A 20,213-nucleotide genomic window follows, 5' to 3' on the forward strand; every position below is an offset into this window, starting at 1 on the left:
TTAATCTTAATAACTAATTTTGATACGTTTTAATTAGCACAACTAATAGATTAAAAATTATTATTTCGTCACTTTGAAGCATTTGCTTGTCCTTGCTTTGGTGAGCGTATAGACAGAAGCGCCAATACTGCACCCACAAATGCAACTATACCACCCCAGAAAAACGCATTTTGATAGCCCTGGTTTAGAGCAACTAATGGATGTTCTGCTGAAGTTGAGCTGGCTGTTGCTGCTGCAATTGAAACCAGAATAGCTAAGCCTACTGCAGATCCCACTTGATAAGTCGTGTTATATAAACCAGATGCTAGACCAGACTCCTCTGACTTAGCCTCCGATACTGCTGCAGTGGTCGCTGGTAGGTAGGCAAGTGCATTTCCGAGTGCAGCCAGTAGTAAAGGGATGAACACATCACTCCAATAGTTCCCACTAACTGTGTTTCCAGAAAATAAGAGTCCGGATATGCCGAGTATAATAAATCCTATAAACATCGTAACCTTCATACCGAACTTGGCCATTACTCTTTCAGCTAATACAACCATGAATATCGCCATCAATATAGGAGCAGGTAACATGCCCATTGCTGCCATAAACGGTTCAAATTCTAATACCTGTTGTAAATATAAGATTAAGAAATAAATTAGTGGAAACCAAGATGCTGATAACAAGATGAGCGAGACATTCCCTGCTGCCAAGTTTGGTGTCCTAAAGATACCAAGTGGCACCAGTGGTTCTTTTTTAAATACTTGAATAAGAATAAATATGATGAACAAAGTTGCTCCAATCGCCAAAGGTAATATAGTGGAGATTGCCTGCCATCCATTATGTTCTGCAGTTACGATGCCGTAAACAATCAAAATTAATGCTGCTGTTACAGAAATTGCACCTGCATAATCGATACGGCCAATTTTCCGCTTACCTTTCTCAAGGATTTTTGGGGACAACATCAAAACGAGAATACCCACAGGAACATAGAATAATAATGTCCATCGCCAACTAAACAACTGTGTTAGGACACCTCCAAGGACAATACCTATGGATCCCCCAGCTGCACCTGAAAGACCCCAGAATGCAAGTGCCTTTCCTAGTTCCATCTTATTTCCACTAAACAAAAGCATTATAATGGAAAGGGCTGCTGGTGCAATCAAGGCTGATCCAGCACCTTGGACCGCCCTGGATACGTTAAGTGACATCTCACTCCATCCCAATCCCGCAAATAAAGAGGCTATGGTTAATATTGAAACCCCCCACATAAAAATGCGTCTGTGACCGAACAAATCGGCAAGCCTTCCTCCCAATAGCAAGAGCCCTCCGAACAAAATAAGAAAGGCGTTCATTACCCATTGCAAGTTTCCCTCCGTATAGCCAAGTGCATCTTTGATTGCTGGTAATGCAACCTGAATTATTGCTGTATCCATCATGACAAGGAAATTCGCAAAGGCTAACAAAGCAAGTGCTTTCCAGCGTTTCGGATTAGGTTCCGTCATCGTCTTAGAATGTGTTGACATAAAACAAACTCCTTCATTTTTTTAAATTTTTTCGTTCGCATACTGCTTGCATAACTGTTTTGGCTTTTTTACTATATGTTGATCAAGGACGTCATTGAATGTATTGATAACTTATTAATTGATCTCTACCAAATCGTTTTAAAAATTTATAAAATGTCTCACGCGTTTTACCTAATGTTGAATAAACAGCGATTATCTTTTCTACTGCATCGTACAGTTCCTCTGGTGTTAGATTCTCCATCAGCAAGGAACCCACCTCAGCGTCGTTTCCTTTAGCCTTCCCCCCAACGTATAAGTTGTAATGATCCCTCATTTTCATAATTCCTATATCGCTTAACAGGGGTTCACCACACCCGACAGGGCAACCAGTGTAAGCAACCTTTAAGGTAAAGGGTACGGGCTTTCCTGCTATACGACGATTTAACTCTTTTGCTACTGGCATTCCTTCCTCTTCTTCACCTTTACAAAAATTACAGGTTCTTAGACTCTTAACGAAGTTTCCAACTGGATAACAAACTAAACCAACTCTTTGGAATTCATCAATTATTTCTTCCTTCCTATCTTCTGGAACTTCTATATAAAGCTGTTGGAAAGTAGTTAATTCAAGTTCCTCATCGTCTTCTATATATTTTGCGATTGTTAAAAGCTGTTTGGAAGTTAGTTTTGCACCAAATCCTATCCCTCCATTTACAGCTACTTTAATCATCTTAACGTTGTTCAACATATTCGCCTTTCTTTCATAAAACTATACAGTGGTATAGTATATTTAAATATAAAACTAATACCTGCTTAGTTGCAGGCTGTATTTTATACTTATAAATTCTTAGAACCATTATACCAACCATGGGTATATTTATATTTGAAAGATAAACGTGTTTTTTTCATCAATCTTTCAATTGTCAGAAGAACTTCATCCAATACTTCTGTATCACCTTCATTAATTCTTTGCAATTCACCGCTTTATTTTCATCCATTTTTATCGGCCCTTGCACCTAATATACTATACCCAAGTATGTAAAGGGGTTTTTTTCAGCTAAATTATTTTGTTTATGGTAGGTTGTAGGTAGTTACTTTTCATCTAGCTGCCCTTTAGCATAATAATTTCCACAACAAAAGGCGCCTGTTTTTAACAGTGTTACAGTAACGATCAGAACAGATAGAACTGCAATTATAAATAAAATAATGGAAAGAAATAATGGCAAAAAAATGATTTTACGGACTTTCCAACGTAGCTCCCCTTCATGTCCTTAATGCCTTCTAACCTGCCACAAACGTTTTAGATGAGTTGCTTATGAACATAATATAAGTTTCCTTTATGAACTCAGTATGAATTGGTAAGGGAAAAAAATGAAAAATTTATTTTAAAGCAAGGGAAAAACGCTCAGATAATTCATTACTCTGAACGCCGATAAGATTTAGTCATTTAGTTATTTGTTAATGTTTACCAATGAGTTATACTATTATAGGAGATTAGTAAGGGCTGATCATGGCCAAATAACTATATTCCATACTCATCAGAAATATATATCATACAGGAGGCAGTGGTATTGATTAGAGAGTTATACACAAAGCGATTGCATTTAAGAAAAATGATAATGACAGATGCACCTAAATTATTTCAAATATGGTCTGACCCTCAAGTAACAGAATTCATGAACATTACTAGTTTCACAAACGAAAACCAAGCTATAGAAATGATCAACCTACTAGATAAGCTAGCCCGTGATAAAAAAGCTATACGTTACTCCATCATTCAGCTAGAAACGAATGAATTAATCGGTTCTTGCGGATTTAATGTACTAGACTATGAAAATAGTAAAACTGAAATAGGTTACGACATAGGTAAACCTTATTGGGGTAACGGTTACGCTCCAGAGGCTATTTCTGCATTAATTAAGATAGCGTTTTATACCCTAAACCTAAATAGAGTGGAAGCAAAAGTTGAGCCGGCAAACATAAACTCGATTAAAGTCTTACAAAAATTAAAGTTTACTTTTGAAGGTACACTTAGACAAGCGGAGAAATCAAAGGGAAAATTTATAGATCTTCATATCTACTCAAAGCTAAAATCAGATTAAATTCTTCATGATATTCACCTACTGATGTTACTTACTATCCAATACTATCCTATCCTTAAACGTTAAAAAGCCGAAATCGCCAATATGTGATTTCGGCTGCTAGTCTGTATTTTATTAATCTATCATCTTACTTAATAACTTGTTTTGGTATTGTAATGGTAAACTTTGCCCCTCCGTCAGGGCCCTCAGCTACTTCAATATTCCCGTAATGCAAATCAATGATTTGTTTCACGATGGATAAACCGAGCCCGTTTCCTTTTATTGAAGTGTCTCGGGATCTATCAACTTTATGGAAGGGTTTAAAAATATCCTTTCGTTCTTCTTCAGGTACACCTATACCACTATCAGTAATTGAGACAGTTAAGATATTATTTTCTTCTGAAGCTTCAACTACAATTCTCCCTTGCACCGGGGTAAATTTGATACTGTTACTGATAATATTTGTCCATACCTGTTTTAAAGCTAGTACTTAATACACCAATCTGTCCTTCCGTTATGAAGGGAGCTCGATTTTAAAATTACCCTGAGCCATCATTTTTCATAGTCGAATTGCTCCGTTCAACACATCATCCTTCATACTCCAATGATTTGAATTCTCTGTTACCCCTCCACTTTAACATCGAGTAAATCCTCAACTTCCTGTTTAAAGTGAATTAAATCAAATAAACTTCTTCCTACTTCAAATTCCACAGTAAATCAAGGTCACTTATAAGGCTATCTTTAAACCTTGCAATAGAAACAAAAACTCGTACATTATGAATTCCATGTTCATTTGATACCTTCAAAATTAGATCACGCTTTTCTTGAAGTACATCATATAATACAATAAATCCCCCGCATTCTTCATTACTCTTAAAACATATTATTTCATGTCTAGAAAAGCGGCTGTACATATTTAACAATTTCCTTTAAAAGAGCATTTTTGTTTATTTAATATTACCCCCTTTAGTTAAGAAAGATTTTATTTCATTTTACTAATTGGTATATCAAAAACTAAAAAATAAAAAATCAATATTGGAATAGAAACCAAATAGGCCACTAAAGGTTTCTTATAGTGCAGCAATAACATTGGAAATAAAGTGACATCAAGTAAGGCTGACCACCAAATATTCCAACCATTATAATAATGGAACAAGCCAATCACAACAAAGAAATACTCAATTCCTATATATAAAGCTATCCAAAGAGAAATATATTTAATCTGCTTTATTCTAGAGTTTTCAGGGAAACGAGAAAGAAATATGACCACAGAACAAGAAAAACCTACAAAAGTTACTGCGAGACTGTTTAATGTGTGAGTTGGTAAGAAAAAGTCACTAAATATCCAGAGAGAATGATTATATGTAAGAACATCATATAATAAAGAAAAAACTATTATATAGAGTATTGTTGAATGATAATTCTTCCAATTCCTCCAATCCCCCCAACGCCAGGCCGCAAGTATCCATATAAACTGACCAATGATATGCATTATATCCCTCGCATCCATTATAATCTTTTCATTAATATTTCTCTCAATTACCCCAATTATTACTTTCTTTAATTCAACCATAAATGAAAAAGCGTCTCAACTTATTATTGAAACGCACCCGGTGTGTAAGTACATTTGTTCACAAATATATTATTCAAGATTAACACTGAATAAATGGATCATTTATCATATATCTTAAAAAGTGTATTGGTTTTCTTCGAATGATACATTGCCATATCTGCATGACGAAGAAGTATATCCATATCCATTCCGTGATCAGGATAAAAGACAACTCCTATACTTGTAGAAACTTCTACAATGGTATTAGCTATATAAATTGGCTGTTTAATGACTTCAGCTATATTATTTGCTAATTCCCTAATTACTTCTTCACTTTTATGTCCAAAGAGAACAATGGCAAATTCATCTCCACCTAATCGGTATACTAGACCAATAGAACCAAGGACTCCAGTAAATCGGGCTGTAACTTTTATGAGTGCAACATCACCAGCTTGATGACCAAAAGAATCATTAATCGGCTTAAGACCATTCAAATCTAAATATATAATGGTAAACGAAGTATCTTTGTTTATCTCTTCTTCTAAGTCGATTTGGAATTTCAGACGGTTTGGTAAATCTGTCAATGTATCATGATAGGCACGATATCGAGTCAGATCCTCTTCTTTCTTTTTTTCAGTAACATCCCAAAATACTATTTGGACGGCAGATTCTCCATTTAATTGAATAGGTATTCCTTTGACTTCAACATCTATCTCTTGACCATCAAACCGAATAAACTTTTGATATAGTGGCGGAAGAATCTGTCCATACTTTTCTATATTATCAATTCTTTTTGAAACACTTATTCTATAATCTGGATGGATAATATTATATATGCGTAATCCAATAATATCTTTTGAATTTTCTGTCCCTAATAAACGTAGCGCCATTGAGTTGGCATATTTAATAGTTCCTTTCTGATGCACCACTATTCCTAATGGTGAGTATTCAACTAATCGTCGATATCGGTCTTCACTTTCTTTTAAAGCCAGTTCCATTTTTTTTCGTTCTGTGATATCACGAAAACTTACCAGGATAGCTTGTGTTCCCATAAAAGAAATAGGTATTGCCGAAAGTACCGCATCTAAAATTTGTCCATTTTTACTCCGAATCTTAAGATCAAAATCAATAAGTGGTTGATTATTTACCAAAATTTCTTGTATAAGCCTATGCGAAATATCTAGCATTGTCGGATCAATAAATTCCTGAATAGACTCCCCTATTATATCTTGCACTGTACTACCTACAAGGTCAGAAACTGATTTATTAGCGTATAATATAATATCTCCATCATGTACTAAGATTGGATCTGGGGTATAGGTTAAGAGGTTCCGAAACCTTTCTTCACTCTCGATCAAATTGAGTTCCAATCGCTTTCTTTCCGTTATTTCTTGAACTTGGGCGATTAGATACAAGGATTTATCTCCTTCTCGAACAATGGAAACCGAAAGCAAAACCCATACAATGTTACCGTTTTTGTGAAAATATCTTTTTTCCATTTCAAAAAACTCTTTTTTCCCCTCAATTAATTCCTGAACCTGCTTGATATCTGCCTCTAAATCATCGGGAAAGGTTATATCTTGAAAAGTAATGGATAGAAGTTCTTTTTCCGAATAGCCTGTAATTTCGGTTAGTGCTGGGTTAACTTTAAGCCAATTTCCGTCTAATGAAACTAAAGCCATACCAATAGGCGAATAGTAAAAAACTTGATCAAATCGATTTATAAAATTTAACATAATACTCCCTCAAATCTAAGTATTTGATTATTTTTAACATTACTCAGTCATAATTGTTGTTACATTTCCTTGAATTTGCATTTTTGCCTTCTGCTTTGATTACCTTCTGTGTATTAATTCTCATGTTTCAATATTATGCATTTATTAATATGTCTTGTCTATTGTCAAGAATACAATTTTGTTATGTTTTTTGTCGTTGAGGAATTTAATCAGTTTCAGTTAAACTGCCACGTTATAACTTCATCCCAAAGAAACGTTAACACCTTTTTGGATTAACACCCTTGTTATGAAAATATCTCCACTTATAATATCTAGAAAAAAATCAAAAATAATAAAGTCAGATAAAATAAGCTAGGGGGTAGAGAATGTTCAATCAAAAAGTATTACGACTGCTTTTAGGTAGTACGATTTTATCAACAATATTTAGCCTTGTTATGATTTCAATGACAGCTTATCATCATTTTACAATAAGACAATTGATTAAGGAGTATAACAGGGAATAACAATCTTTCCAAACCTTTTAAAGAAAAGTCGGAATGTCCCCACTGTTATGCTATCGACTTTTTTGCCCTATTTTCACCTTCACTATTAGCTCAGGATGAACATCAAAAAATAGTCATTAATACTTATTAGTATCTTATCGGGAACGGGGGCTGACATCATGTTTATGGAGCGGTTGGTCCTTGTAGCAATGTGGTTGTTAGGATTTTTGGGCTTTATTCTGTTTATTCCACGTATAGATAGGCGCAAGGGATTCTTGGCATTCTTGATGTTTCAAGCAATCATCTGGCTTTTCGATATGCCTTCTTTTTATTACGGATTATTAAGTGCACCTGTACGGGAGCTCCCTAAAGCAACAGATCTCCCCCTTACAATCGATTATTTTTTTTATCCAGTATTGTTTTCCATATTTTACGTCCATAAGAAAGTAAAGGGCAGTCTATGGTCTAGATTTATATACTTTTTTGTTTGGACCTCTATGATTACTTTGTATGATATTGTTATCGAGAGATATACAGATTTATTACAATATGGATTCTTAACATGGTATGGAATGTGGATTTACATTGCGTTTCTCTTTTACTTGAGTGAAGTCTGCTGTAATTGGTTCTTTAAGGACAAATACTTGTTTCAAACGGAGCGGTGGATGACTTGATGAGACTTGAATGGTGGCTCTTGTTAACGGTTTACGCAGTGGCAACAGGAATTCTTTTCTTCATACCGAAAAATAAACTTCGACTGGCTGTAGTAGCATTTTTGTTTAAACAGGTAATTACTTTTCTTATAGGTTTAGTAGTAGTAGAATTGGGGCTACTTGAATATCCTGTTCGATTCTTCTCTTCTATAAATCGGACGAGCTTCACTTATGAGTATTACGTTTTTCCAGTCACATGTGCCGTCTTTAATGTATGGTATCCCAATAGTCGAAGTACTTTTATTCAATTGGGTTATTATGTTGCATTTAGTTCTGTGTTGACTATTATTGAAGTCTTTATCGAAAAATATACCGAACTCATCACTTACATACATTGGGAATGGTATATTACTTTGATTACAATATGTCTATCGTTTTTTATGACTCGTTTATTTTGTGTTTGGTTTTTCGCAAAGGTCAGAGCCTAATATTGGGCAATCGGATTTAGTTTGAAATTGGCTTATGGTAAAGCAATACTAAGATATTATTATTTATCCAAAGGGCTTTACCGCCAAATGTTTTTTTATTGCCTTAATAGGCTCTCTTGCACTGTTAGTGAAATAACTTTAAGAACAAAATCGCTAATCCGACCTTGTTCACGTCCCAAGTGTAGATTAGTCACTTGGGACATTTCTCGCTCGTCGCTTTTCACCACCGATGATTTGCGTTGGTACGGTAACTTCCTTATGAAAATTTTTTCATTATAATAATGCATATAAAAGAACAAAAAAGACAAAACCCGCTATTAGTGCTTTAAAAGCGTGTCTGTCCAATTCATATTTCGAGTATGAACTCTACGGTTGCTTGTCAAGAAACTATGATTATAAGAAAACATGCTTGAAGCATTGATAAATAAAATCATAATCTGAATAGTAGCATGCCCCCACCGGCATTCTCTGCTTCGGTGGGGGCATGCTACTTTATCACTTTTATTTTTTTCAATCCTCAAGAAACGTTCCCGATCTACCTATCGGTTTTATTAAATGAAACTATCATGTTAGTTCAATCACTATTTACTAGCTAATTGCGTTTCGACATTTGTTAATTTATCATAGAATTGTAAAAATTTATTTTTTTCCTCACTATTTCTATGAGATATTGCAGATCTTGGATGCTCATTTAGCAATCCCGTTATTGCATACGGTATTGCAAATCCCCATTCTACTTTGTTTCTTAATGGTATAAATAACTGTTCTATAATTTCCAATATTGGCCTAACATCATACTTGGCGTTAGATAAATAACCTATTAGTAGCTCTGTTGAACAATTTCCTGCTCCTCTACCCATACCAAAAATAGAAGTATCTAAAAATTTAACTCCTTGTTGGGAGGCCAAAATTGTATTTGAAAAGGCCATTTGAAGATTATTATGAGTATGAATTCCCAAAAGTTTATTGGGAACGAAATTTTTAAACTTTTCAATTAAATATTGTATATCGCGATTATATAGACTACCATATGAATCCACAATATATGCAATATCTACAGGGCTTTTATTAATTTCTTCCAGTGCTTCAATTAAATCGTATTCCATTGAGTTGGAGACAGCCATGATATTAATACTAGTTTCATATCCTTGTTCATGAAAAGTATTCACAAGGTTTATTCCTTTTTCAATATCCTTTAAATAACAAGCAACTCTTATCAAATCTAACGGGCTATCATGACATGGCAGTATATCATTATCCTCTACTCTTCCTACATCAACTATTGCAGATAACTTCGTATTTGTTTTCCCGGGTATCACTTCTTTAATAAATTCATCTTCACAAAAACGCCATGGACCTACCCCATCGGTCGATACAAGTTTAGGGGAATTCTTGTAACCTATTTCCATGTAATCAACACCGGCTTCACTAAGGGCCTTATAAACATCTCTTACAAAATCAATGCTAAACTCCCAATTATTAACTAAGCCCCCATCCCGAATAGTACAATCCAATATTTTTACATTGTTTTTCATTAATTGTATACCACCTATTGTAAAGTTTGATAAATTCCACCTTGTTTCAAAACATTGTACATTTTTTTTTTGTGAAGTATTAAACCATTATAAATTTTTGTATTATCACTAACAGGTGAATATATAATCTTATCGCTTTCTATTTCAGCTTTATTATATGCTGCATTATAGGTCCCATAAATTCCTAATGTCACTGCAGCAGAGATCCAAGCTCCAAGTGAAGTAGTTTCTTTATTTCCTGGTAACATAATTTTTTTATTGTATACATCAGCTTGTATCTGATTAAAAAGATGAGATTTAGTAAGACCACCTGATACGCTAATTGAATCAATTTCTCCAACTGTTTCGGTTATAACATCAATATTCTCTGAAATTTCCATGGCAATCCCCTCTAGTATGGATCGAGCAAAATCTCCTCTTGTTGTTTGAAGAGATACGTTAAAAAACATTCCAGTGGCTAGCGTGTTCCAATCTGGCGATCCTCTACCTTGAAAATAAGGAAGGGCTATGACATTGTTTGAACCAACAGGTGAACTCTGTGCCTCTTCTATCATTCTCACGTATAGTAACGTTTCATCTTTCTCTTCACAGTCATAAAAATTTTTCGAAAACCAATTGCATATACTAGAAGTTGTTAATACACTAGACTCGATTATATATTTACCCGGTATCGCTGACACATTACAAGTTGTTCTATGTTGTATATCTAAATTGAGATTATCCGAAGCCGTTTGTATAAAAGAGCCAGTTCCTGTGGTAATATTCATTGAACCATTTTCGATGATACCTGCTCCAAGTGCAGCACATTGTTGATCCCCGCCAGCTGAGATTACAGGAGTCCCATTGGTTAAACCTGTACGGCATTGAAATTCACTTGTTGTGATTCCAACTACTGTCCCTTGAGGTACCAAATCGCAAAGCTTATCTTTATCTACATCAAATAACTCCAACATTTCATTATCCCATTTTAATGTTAGGACATTCATGATTAATGATCTACTTCCATAAGTATAGTCCGTAACAAAATTCCCCGTCATAATAAAAATTAGATAGTCCGCTATTGTAAGCATTTTGTATGTATGATTATATAAATCAGGTTGATTCTGCTTAATCCATTTCATTTTAGGTGCACCAAACACAGTATTAACTTTTGAACCGGTACAAGAATAAATCAAGTTTGCATATTTTTCGAGTTCTTCACAGATGTTAAAAGTCCGTTTATCCTGCCACATTATAGCGTTTTGTAAGGGTTCACCAACTTTATTAACTGGAATAATGGAGGAGCGTTGTGCAGTAATAGAGAGAGCTTCAATCGTTGCCCCATATTTCTTACCCCAATCAACAGATTCAGAGGTAATTTTTATCAGTGCTTCTTCCCAAGATGAGGGATCTTGTTCTACATAATTGTTTTTAAGAAAGGTAGGTTTATATAGTACCTGTTTTATATTTTTAATTTCACCATCAAAATTATAAAGAATACCTCGCATACTTGAGGTACCTACATCAATAACAAGTATCAACTTCATGTTATAAACCCCTCCCTTCTAGATGTTATTTATTTAACTAGCCTTACCATAAAAACTTTATCAAATGAAATTTTGACTTCCCGTTTTTTCTAGGAATTTATATATAATCTAATATAAAGGTTCGAGAACAATAATAAAAGACCAATCTGTACACAATTAAAGTGTACAAAATGTCACCCATAAGACTTTCAGAACACAAAAAACTCCTAAAGTAGGAATCTAGGAAAGTTTCTAACCTTAGGAGATTAAAAAAAAGTATTTTCAAATTTTCTGAATAAGACAAAATAACTCTCGAACATCAATATTAATATAGCTACGTCTTGATCGGTAATGTTCTTAACAGGAGGTTTTCCAAATTAGCACCTTCATCTAATTTCTTTAAAAATGTAGGTTGTAATAAATCTTCAAGTTCAAAAAGTATTGGTACATGAGACATCTTTTCCTCTGTTCCTATCAAAATTATTAGATTTACATTTGTAATTGGATTTTCCTGAATTACTAGACTTTTTTTTGAATATACGAGGCTTATGGCAGCCTGAGAAGAACCATAACGATTATCAGTCTGAAGTATGAGTACATTCGGACAAATTAAATAAAATTTTCTTTCTTTCAATACCTCATGTTTAATTTGGTTAACATAAGTATCGTCAATAATGTTTTTCCTTAGCAATGGAAATGCGAGTAAATCAATGCTTTTTTCTAGGTTATCTAATTGCTCAACATTAAATATATGCTCATGTTCTAAGATTGAAGGTAAATTAACAGTTTTTTTTACTTGTAAATCCACAAAATTATTCGAATACAATGAATCGATTCTAGATACTAATAGATCAAGTTCATTTTTATTTACATAACCTGTTAAGATTTCTAAAAGTTGTTCTTTTCGGGATTTCCCTGAATTTGCTGTTATGGAATAATAAATCCTATTTTTATCTTCATTCGTTAAAAGAGGATTTACATAGATAGTTTCACCATTATTATGAACATAATTACGTTGTGTTGTTAAACAGAAATGTACTTTTTCTTTATTGTTACTTGCTTCCTTCATTGTAAAAAGGCCCTGTATCTTAGCGTGTGGTAATAATTGTAGGATTTGAGTTTTCAATAAGTCCATATACACCTTTGAAAGATCAGACACTATAATAATTTTATATACAACACTATTAGACTGTTCCTTAAGAATAATATCTTCAAAATAGAGAGCTAAATTTGCTATTTCATTCTCTTCAAACCCATTTGGGAAGTAATTTTTGAATAACTTATTATTTTGTTTCATCTGAGAAACTACTTTTTTAGTTAGAAAATAGACTTTCTCATATTTATTTATTACCGGTTCAGGTTGATAAAAAGCCATGGAAAAAGAAAACTGTTTTCTATAGAAAATTACTTTTATATCCGTCTGTATATTCTCAATTAATTGTTCTTTGTTTTCGAAGTGAATTCCTGAAATTTCCTCAAATTGTTCGACCATTTGGTTTGATATAAAGTATAGTTCCTCAAATGATTTACCACGAAAATAGGCATCTGAGTTTTTTTGAGAACATAGTAAAAGAAGTCCAAAAAATAACACCTCATCTTCAGGGAAATCTCCAGAGAATATATCATTAAATAACTGAATTAAGTCATGTGAAATTTTATACTCAATTCGTGACCGAATCATGTCTTCTTGTACTTTATTCCAACATATTTTATTTCCTGTAATACTTCTCAACCAAAAAAGAAAAGTAGTTCTTGCCAAAACTTTTATATTTTCTTCGGAGATCTCTTTTTTTAGATCATGCTCAATTTCTTTAAAAGCTTTCTCGATCTCAATATGTTTATCTTCCAAGTTAACATTATTTAAGTCTAATTGCTTTTTAAGCATTTCAATCATAAGGAATTTATAAGCCTCATCTAAATGATTATAATTCATTTCTTGAATAACCTGATATATTTCATTTCTTCGAGAAAGCTCATCTATATGAAAAAAATATCCTTTATTTTTGCTGCTCAGTAGTTCTAGTGGATAGTATTTTTCTTTAATAAATTGTATATCTCTTATTATTGTATTTCTTGAAACCCCCATAAGATCAATAAAAGTTTGTAAATTCCATTTTCTTGTCTCCATCAAAATTAAAATGATTAGTATGTATCTTCTTTCCGCTGTAGAAAAAACATATGATTTTAAATCTTGTTTTTCTAACCAACTACTCAAAAATTTAACTTGCTTAGTAGAAAGTGAAATTCCCCCCGTTTCTTCACGGTGAATTGACTGTAGGTCCGCTTTTTTTAATATTTGATCAATTCGATCCATATAGTAATAAATCATTCGCCGGGATATTTCTAAAGATTTGGCCATAACGGAAATCTTACTTGTTTTCTTTTGCTTTAATAATACTTTTAAAAATAAACTAAACTGATTGTCTAGATTTTGCATAATTCATCCTCAATTCATATCCTTTTGAATAATATAATGTTATTTATATAAAATGATATAATGAATCAGAATATTTTGCAAATTGCGTGAACTAGCTTAAAAAATTCAAGATAAAAAAATAAGACTAGATCTACAAGCTGTAGATTAGTCTTATTTTTAATTAAATTACATATTAGCCACAGAATCATTACTGACTTAGTTAGCTACTACTTCTTTGCCCGTAATATGCATTTGGTCCATGTTTTCTAAAATAATGTTTATCTAATAATTCTTGAGAAATTCTTGCTTGGACAGAATCATAATTATTATAAAGTAACTCGGTATGAATAGCCATTTCCGCTACCTCATCTAAAATAATACTATTGTTCACTGCTTCAGATGCGGTTTTTCCCCATGTAAATGGTCCATGTCCATTCACAAGAACTCCTGGTATTGCAAGAGGATCAATTTGACGCTCATTAAAAGTTTCCACGATCACATTTCCTGTTTCAACTTCATAATTCCCGTTAATCTCTTCACTTTTTAGTGGTCGAGTGCAAGGAATATCTCCGTAAAAAGTATCCGCATGTGTTGTGCCGTATGCTGGAATATCTCTCCCACTCTGTGCCCACTTTACCGCCCATTTAGAATGGGTGTGGACAACAGCACCTATATCAGGAAAGCTTTTATATAATGTAAGGTGTGTTGTTAAATCCGACGAAGGACGTAAGGTTCCATCTACTACATTACCTTGTAAATCTGTAATAACCATATCACCCTCTGTCATTCTCTCATAAGGTAATCCACTTGGTTTTATAATGACAACTTTCTGTTCCCTGTCAATAATACTGACATTACCCCAAGTTAATTTTACTAGTCCAACTTTGGGTAAATCCATATTTGCCATATAAACTTGTTGTCTTAAATTATCCAAACTTTTGATCATAATCGTACCCTCCCTCTTTTAATATCGGCTTTAAAAACTCTACGGCATTATGGATTTCTTTTATATAGTCATTACTTTTTCCTGACCACATTTCAATTAGAAATGGCCCAGAGTAATTTATTTCTCGTAGAACTTTGATGGATTCGGCAAAATTTACACATCCCTCGCCAAACGGCACTTCCTTAAACTTTCCTTTTCGATCCCCTGTAACCGCAAGAGTATCTTTTAAATGAATAGCAACAATTTGATCTCTTCCTTTATATAACTCTTCTGGAACATCGTTAGCCCAGGCAGATAAATTCCCTAAGTCCGGATATACAAATAGCCAAGGAGAACTAATTTTTTCTCTAATTTTTAAGTATTTACTAATGGAGTTGATAAATGGATCATCCATAATTTCAATTGCAAGTACAATTTGTTTTTCAGCAGCCCAATCACAAGACTTGCGGAGGTTTTCAATAAAATAATCCCTTGTTTTTTCACTTCTTTCTTCATAATATACATCGTAACCAGCAAGCTGGATAACACGCACTCCAATATCATCTGCTAAATCAATAGCTTTTTTCATAATATCCAGTGCCTTTTCTCGCACTGCTGGATCATTGGAACCTAGTGGAAATCGACGATGTCCACTTAAGCAAATAGATGGAATCCTCATATTGGATTTATTTAAAGCGGTAACAAAATTTTCTCTCTCTTTCATTGTCCAGTCCAACCGAGCCAGTCGGTGATCTGTTTCATCAATTGACATCTCTACAAAGTCAAACCCCAATTTTTTAGCTTGGTCTAATTTTTCTAGCCAATCCATTGAATCTGGCAAAGCCTTCTCATATATACCGATGGGATTCATATTTATTCACCCCAAATTCTTTCAATTTCCCTTTTAAACTTCATGGCTTCATCGTATGGAGAGTCTGCATCTCTGATACTTCTCCCAGCTATAAATGTAAATACATCAATACCTCGGAATAACTCCAATGTTTCCAGTTCAAGTCCACCTGTTACAGATACTTTAAATCCCATTTCTGACATTTTTTTTATTTTTTTCAAATCCTCGTCTCCCCAAGTTTTGCCTGAAAGCAAGGCATCGCGACTTTGATGATAAACCACTTGATTCAGTCCCGCCTCTTTCCATTTTTCAGCTTGTTCAAACGTCCAATCACCGTATAATTCAACTTGAAGATCTTCTAGTTCATTTAATGCGGCTTTCATAGTTGGTACAGTGGCACAACATATGACAGTCATCCAATTTGCTCCTGCCTCTTTACAATTTCTTGCTACTGTTGCACCGGCATCCGCACACTTCGTGTCCGCCAATATAATTTTATCCGGATAAAGTGCCCGTAAGCACCTTACTGCTTCCATTCCTTCATTTAGACATAAAATGGTTCCTGCTTCAATTATATCCACCGCATCAGCAACCTCGGATGCTGATTTTAAAGCTTCACTTAATGTATTATTGTCTAATGCAACTTGTAATTTGGGTAATGTCATTTCATAATTCCTCCTTTTAAGTCCAAACATACACTCTCAGTTACTATTAATCTTTGATAACAAGAAACATTCATATTTAAAAAAAACCAGTCCTTCTATGTTTAGTAAAATGACTGGTCTAAAATAGAAAAATCTATTTTGATATAGTTAAGATATCCTTATTAAACAATAGGATTTCTTATTTTTATTACATTATCAAGCAAGCATAACTTTATAGGAAAGACGGATAAGGTAAATCCGGGTCAATAGCAAATGCATCATCGAATCCTCTTGGATAATGATATTCCAACTTATCTTTGTCATCAGGAAACACAAATTTCCCACCAACTTGCCAAGTGAAAGGTTTAAAATGATAGTTTAACCGGTCTTTTTTAGACTCCCAAATCATTTGAATTTCCTTTGGATCTGCTTGGAAGTTAGTCCAGATATCATGATGAACAGGTATAACAACCTTTGTTTTCAAAGATTCTGCCATACGAAGCATATCCACAGATGTAACTTTATCAGTAATGCCACGTGGATTTTCTCCGTAAGCACCTAATGCAACATCAATTGTATGTTCATTACCATGTTTAGCAAAAGAGTTTGAATAGTGAGAATCCCCAGCGTGATAAAGACTACCACCGGGAGTCTTTATCAAATAGTTTACAGCTACATCATCCATATCCATAGGCATTTTCCCTTTCAATATTTCACCTTCTGGAGCAGTAATTAAAGCTGTACGATCAAAAGCTTCCAGTATAACAATTTCAGTATCCTTTACCTTTACCACATCTCCCGGTCTAACAGTTTTGCAGCGTTCTTCTGGGACTCCCCAACTTACCCATAAATCTACACAAGCCTGAGGTCCAATAAATGGTACTGATTCATCGCAATTTTGTAATACTGCTGCTGCTGCATTTACATCAATATGGTCTGAATGAAAATGCGTTACTAGATAAGCATCTAAATTCTTGATTGCAAAAGGGTCTATAACAAAAGGTACTGCGCGTAAATTTGGTTGAAGATTTTCTACACCACTCATTCGTTGCATCTGGTGTTGCTTTTTCATTTTTGTATTTTTACGAGTACGTTTCCCAGTACCACACCATAAATCTATTAAAATATTTGTATTATTTTCAGACTTAACCCAAATCCCTGTACAACCTAGCCACCACATAGCAAAAGTGTTTTTTTCAACGACAGTCTCTTCTATTTCCTCGTTTAACCAGGTTCCCCACTCAGGAAATGTGTTTAAAATCCATGATTCACGTGTTATATCATTTACATTCGCCATCTTTCTTCCTCCCAAAATTAATAAATTCTATATCCTAATTATTATTATAGGTAATGTATAATTCTCATAACAGACCAGTGTTTTCACACTTTTCCTGTACATAAAGGGACCGTATGTGAAGTTTCTGATTTTGTATTATACCTACCCAATATATAAAGTTAGAGAATGGAATACCCACTTATATCAAGAAAATAGGTCATATAAAAAAACTTAAAGTTAATACCGTACTAGGCAAACTTTAAGCTTAAAAAATATTAATTATTTATTGTTATGATGGATATTCAGATCGTAAGGAATAACATACTTTTCAGAGTATATTAGACTTTACCCCTACTTAACTAGTTACTTATTTTTCAATTGAACTAGTAAAGAAGTTAATAGAAGCTGGCATGTTTTCATATCCAACAAATCCAGTTGGTTTTAATTCACCGGTACTACAGTCCACACCATATACTATTAAATTTCCGGTTCCTTGATTTGCTACATATAGATATTTACCGGATGGATCAAAGTTCATTTCCCTTGGACCCACGCCTTGAGACGGTGTTGTATCAATATAAGTAATTACACCTGTTGATTCTTCGACAGCAAATCTTGCAATGCTGTCATGTCCCCTATTTAATACGTAAACAAACTCTCCGTTAGGATGCGCTTTAATATCAGAAGGGTGTGTACGAGAGAAAAAATCATCTGGGTTCTTAGGAGTATAATTGGGCGGAATTGTTACTCCTGTATTTATTTTGTCTATTTTCCCATTATCTCTATCATATTTGTAAGCTGTAACCTCAGCTACTAGCTCACTTGAAATAAAGATATAAGGATGGGTTGGACTGTGAGAAACAGTCCTAGGGCCTGTTCCAGGTTCGGTAAATAACTGATCAATGAGTGAAAGCCTACCAACTGAATGATCAAGTTCATATGCCGTTACCGTATCACCTCCACGATCAGCAACAATAACATATTTACCCGTCGGGTCGATACTAACAGAATGTGGGTGTGGCGCAGTTTGCCATATTGGATCGCATCCACTAATTTGCTTATGCTTTAGAAGATCCGATACATCTCCTAATTTTCCATCACTATCTAAAGGTAACACTACAATACTACCTTCATCAGGAATTTTAACCAGTTCATAGTTACCTTCGTTATTTTGATAGGTTTTAATAATACTATCTTCAGATCCATAATTAGCCACTAACACATATGATTCCGACGGATCGATTGCAATCGAGCATGGGAAAACACCGAATGTTGACTTTTTGTTTATTAGTGTTAGTAGACCTTTTTCAGGATCAATAGAATATGCACTTACACTACCACCGTAGCTACTACTTATATCACTGTATTCCTTTGTTTCATTCACTGCATACAGAACATTTTTACTTCGAGCTATCGCAATGCTTCCTACTGCCATCTTATCTTCATAACTAGCTAAATATTTGAATGAACCATCAGTTTGATCAACTTCAAAAACTGTTATACCACCTCCACCATCATTACCGCCATATGTATTTTGCCAAGATCCAACATACATAAATACTTTTTCTGATGAATTTAATGGCACTATATTATCCACGCTTAATGTCATTATGATAAAACCTCCTAGCTATTACAAAATTTTACTTACTATTAAATGATTAATAACCATTTTAGTTACTCTGCGATGATCCAAAGTTTTCTAATTACTTCCATTAATTAAACTCAGTTTTTTCCCCCTAAAAGAAAAGCACCTCCCAAATGTCGTACTGAGTTTATTTACGACTTAGGTGTGCTTTTAGCAATCTCTTTCTCTACTTTCATCAAGGGTTCTTTCCTAATATGACATTTTTTACATCTGTCCATTATTTTAGTTTTAAAATTGCTTCTTTATAAGAATCTTGCAATACAGCATAACCATCTCTTAAGCATGGTTGTAGATGACCAGTCAATAAAATATCTGCAGGATAATCCTTAATCTTAACGACTGATTCATAATATGCCTTTTGATCATAATCAGGACTACCATTCCAACCGAATTCAACTGATTGGCAATCAGGTCCAATTACTAAAAAATCACCCATAAATAAAACCATTTTACCGTCTACTTCTAATTTATATACAACGCTCCCACCAGAATGACCTGGGGTATGGATAACCTCAAAATTTAAACCTGCAGCGTTGATAATATCTCCATCTTTCACTGTAACATCTACTTTGCAAGGATTAAATTTCTTTCCCCGGAATGCATAACTGAGCGTTCTTTCATCTCCCGTTTCAATAGCTTCTGCATCTCCAGGACCAGCTACAATTTGGGCTCCTCGCTTTTTAAAAATATGAGCATTCCCACTATGGTCAAAGTGCGCATGAGTGATGAGCATATGAGAAATAGGATAATCAGACAAGCCCCAATACTTCAGATTCTCATCCACTATTTCAAGTTGAGCTTCATCTAAACCACCATCAATCAATACAATCGAATCTTCACCCTTAACAGCATAGGAATTTGTATTCGTCCCAAAGGGTGAACCACATACTTGAAAGACATTTCTTATTATCTGCATATTATTACCTCCAGACTTTGATAATTAA

At 34.1% G+C, this 20,213-nt stretch carries 18 protein-coding genes and 1 pseudogene; 4 read left to right on the top strand and 15 right to left on the bottom strand.

Going from position 1 to position 20,213, the window contains the following annotated elements; all coding sequences use genetic code 11:
* Positions 1-68 precede the first annotated feature (68 nt).
* Together C1724_RS06895 and C1724_RS06900 are read right to left on the bottom strand one after the other, a co-directional pair.
* Positions 69-1,505, bottom strand: coding sequence for an MFS transporter (locus tag C1724_RS06895; RefSeq protein ID WP_102345964.1), 1,437 nt, complete (start codon positions 1,503-1,505; stop codon positions 69-71).
* Between the two features lie 91 nt (positions 1,506-1,596).
* Positions 1,597-2,229, bottom strand: coding sequence for a nitrite reductase (locus C1724_RS06900; protein ID WP_102345965.1), 633 nt, complete (start codon positions 2,227-2,229; stop codon positions 1,597-1,599).
* Between the two features lie 823 nt (positions 2,230-3,052).
* On the opposite strand from C1724_RS06900, the gene C1724_RS06910 reads away from it, so the two are divergent.
* Positions 3,053-3,583 carry a GNAT family N-acetyltransferase gene (locus C1724_RS06910; RefSeq protein WP_102345966.1) on the top strand — a complete coding sequence of 177 codons (531 nt, stop codon included), beginning with the start codon at positions 3,053-3,055 and terminating at the stop codon, positions 3,581-3,583.
* A gap of 127 nt (positions 3,584-3,710) precedes the next feature.
* Here C1724_RS06910 and C1724_RS06915 read toward each other — a convergent pair.
* The 4 genes and pseudogenes from C1724_RS06915 to C1724_RS06930 form a co-directional block, all read right to left on the bottom strand.
* Positions 3,711-4,034 (bottom strand): annotated as a pseudogene (locus C1724_RS06915) (sensor histidine kinase); the annotation flags it as partial.
* 223 nt (positions 4,035-4,257) lie between these two features.
* Complete coding sequence (locus C1724_RS06920) at positions 4,258-4,476, bottom strand: hypothetical protein (RefSeq protein WP_102345968.1); 219 nt, start codon at positions 4,474-4,476, stop codon at positions 4,258-4,260.
* A 68-nt stretch (positions 4,477-4,544) separates the two neighbouring features.
* A complete protein-coding gene (locus C1724_RS06925) occupies positions 4,545-5,135 on the bottom strand; it encodes a CBO0543 family protein (protein ID WP_102345969.1) in 591 nt (196 codons plus the stop codon).
* A 98-nt stretch (positions 5,136-5,233) separates the two neighbouring features.
* Complete coding sequence (locus C1724_RS06930; protein WP_102345970.1) at positions 5,234-6,850, bottom strand: PAS domain S-box protein; 1,617 nt, start codon at positions 6,848-6,850, stop codon at positions 5,234-5,236.
* 365 nt (positions 6,851-7,215) lie between these two features.
* Between C1724_RS06930 and C1724_RS25515 the strand changes: the two genes are divergently transcribed.
* The 3 genes from C1724_RS25515 to C1724_RS06940 all read left to right on the top strand — a co-directional run bounded on the left by C1724_RS25515 (position 7,216) and on the right by C1724_RS06940 (position 8,473).
* A complete protein-coding gene (locus C1724_RS25515) occupies positions 7,216-7,353 on the top strand; it encodes a hypothetical protein (protein WP_180994154.1) in 138 nt (45 codons plus the stop codon).
* Positions 7,354-7,511: 158 nt separating this feature from the next.
* Entirely contained in the window at positions 7,512-8,006 is a 495-nt protein-coding gene (locus C1724_RS06935; protein ID WP_102345971.1) for a CBO0543 family protein, read from the top strand.
* On the top strand, positions 8,006-8,473 hold the full coding sequence (locus C1724_RS06940) for a CBO0543 family protein (protein WP_102345972.1): 468 nt from the start codon (positions 8,006-8,008) through the stop codon (positions 8,471-8,473). The genes C1724_RS06935 and C1724_RS06940 overlap by 1 nt, the downstream gene beginning before the upstream one ends.
* Positions 8,474-9,054: 581 nt before the next feature.
* Here the strand turns inward: C1724_RS06940 and C1724_RS06945 are convergent.
* The 9 genes from C1724_RS06945 to C1724_RS06985 all read right to left on the bottom strand — a co-directional run bounded on the left by C1724_RS06945 (position 9,055) and on the right by C1724_RS06985 (position 20,185).
* Positions 9,055-10,008, bottom strand: coding sequence for an aldolase catalytic domain-containing protein (locus tag C1724_RS06945; RefSeq protein ID WP_102345973.1), 954 nt, complete (start codon positions 10,006-10,008; stop codon positions 9,055-9,057).
* 14 nt (positions 10,009-10,022) lie between these two features.
* Complete coding sequence (locus C1724_RS06950; RefSeq protein WP_102345974.1) at positions 10,023-11,534, bottom strand: FGGY-family carbohydrate kinase; 1,512 nt, start codon at positions 11,532-11,534, stop codon at positions 10,023-10,025.
* A gap of 313 nt (positions 11,535-11,847) precedes the next feature.
* Positions 11,848-13,950: a BglG family transcription antiterminator gene (locus tag C1724_RS06955; RefSeq protein WP_102345975.1), complete on the bottom strand. Its 2,103-nt coding sequence runs from the start codon at positions 13,948-13,950 to the stop codon at positions 11,848-11,850.
* A gap of 199 nt (positions 13,951-14,149) precedes the next feature.
* The gene (locus C1724_RS06960; protein WP_102345976.1) at positions 14,150-14,875 is read right to left on the bottom strand and encodes an L-ribulose-5-phosphate 4-epimerase; all 726 of its coding nucleotides are present in this window, start codon (positions 14,873-14,875) and stop codon (positions 14,150-14,152) included.
* On the bottom strand, positions 14,856-15,725 hold the full coding sequence (locus tag C1724_RS06965; protein ID WP_102345977.1) for an L-ribulose-5-phosphate 3-epimerase: 870 nt from the start codon (positions 15,723-15,725) through the stop codon (positions 14,856-14,858). The genes C1724_RS06960 and C1724_RS06965 overlap by 20 nt, the downstream gene beginning before the upstream one ends.
* Before the next feature lie 2 nt (positions 15,726-15,727).
* On the bottom strand, positions 15,728-16,369 hold the full coding sequence (locus tag C1724_RS06970; protein ID WP_102345978.1) for a 3-keto-L-gulonate-6-phosphate decarboxylase UlaD: 642 nt from the start codon (positions 16,367-16,369) through the stop codon (positions 15,728-15,730).
* A gap of 211 nt (positions 16,370-16,580) precedes the next feature.
* Positions 16,581-17,645, bottom strand: a complete 1,065-nt coding sequence (gene ulaG / locus C1724_RS06975; protein WP_102345979.1) for an L-ascorbate 6-phosphate lactonase — start codon at positions 17,643-17,645, stop codon at positions 16,581-16,583.
* A 346-nt stretch (positions 17,646-17,991) separates the two neighbouring features.
* Positions 17,992-19,233, bottom strand: a complete 1,242-nt coding sequence (locus C1724_RS06980) for a lactonase family protein (protein ID WP_102345980.1) — start codon at positions 19,231-19,233, stop codon at positions 17,992-17,994.
* A 253-nt stretch (positions 19,234-19,486) separates the two neighbouring features.
* Entirely contained in the window at positions 19,487-20,185 is a 699-nt protein-coding gene (locus C1724_RS06985) for an MBL fold metallo-hydrolase (RefSeq protein ID WP_102345981.1), read from the bottom strand.
* Positions 20,186-20,213 lie beyond the last annotated feature (28 nt).

The organism is Bacillus sp. Marseille-P3661 (assembly GCF_900240995.1).
GTDB lineage: Bacteria > Bacillota > Bacilli > Bacillales > Bacillaceae_J > OESV01.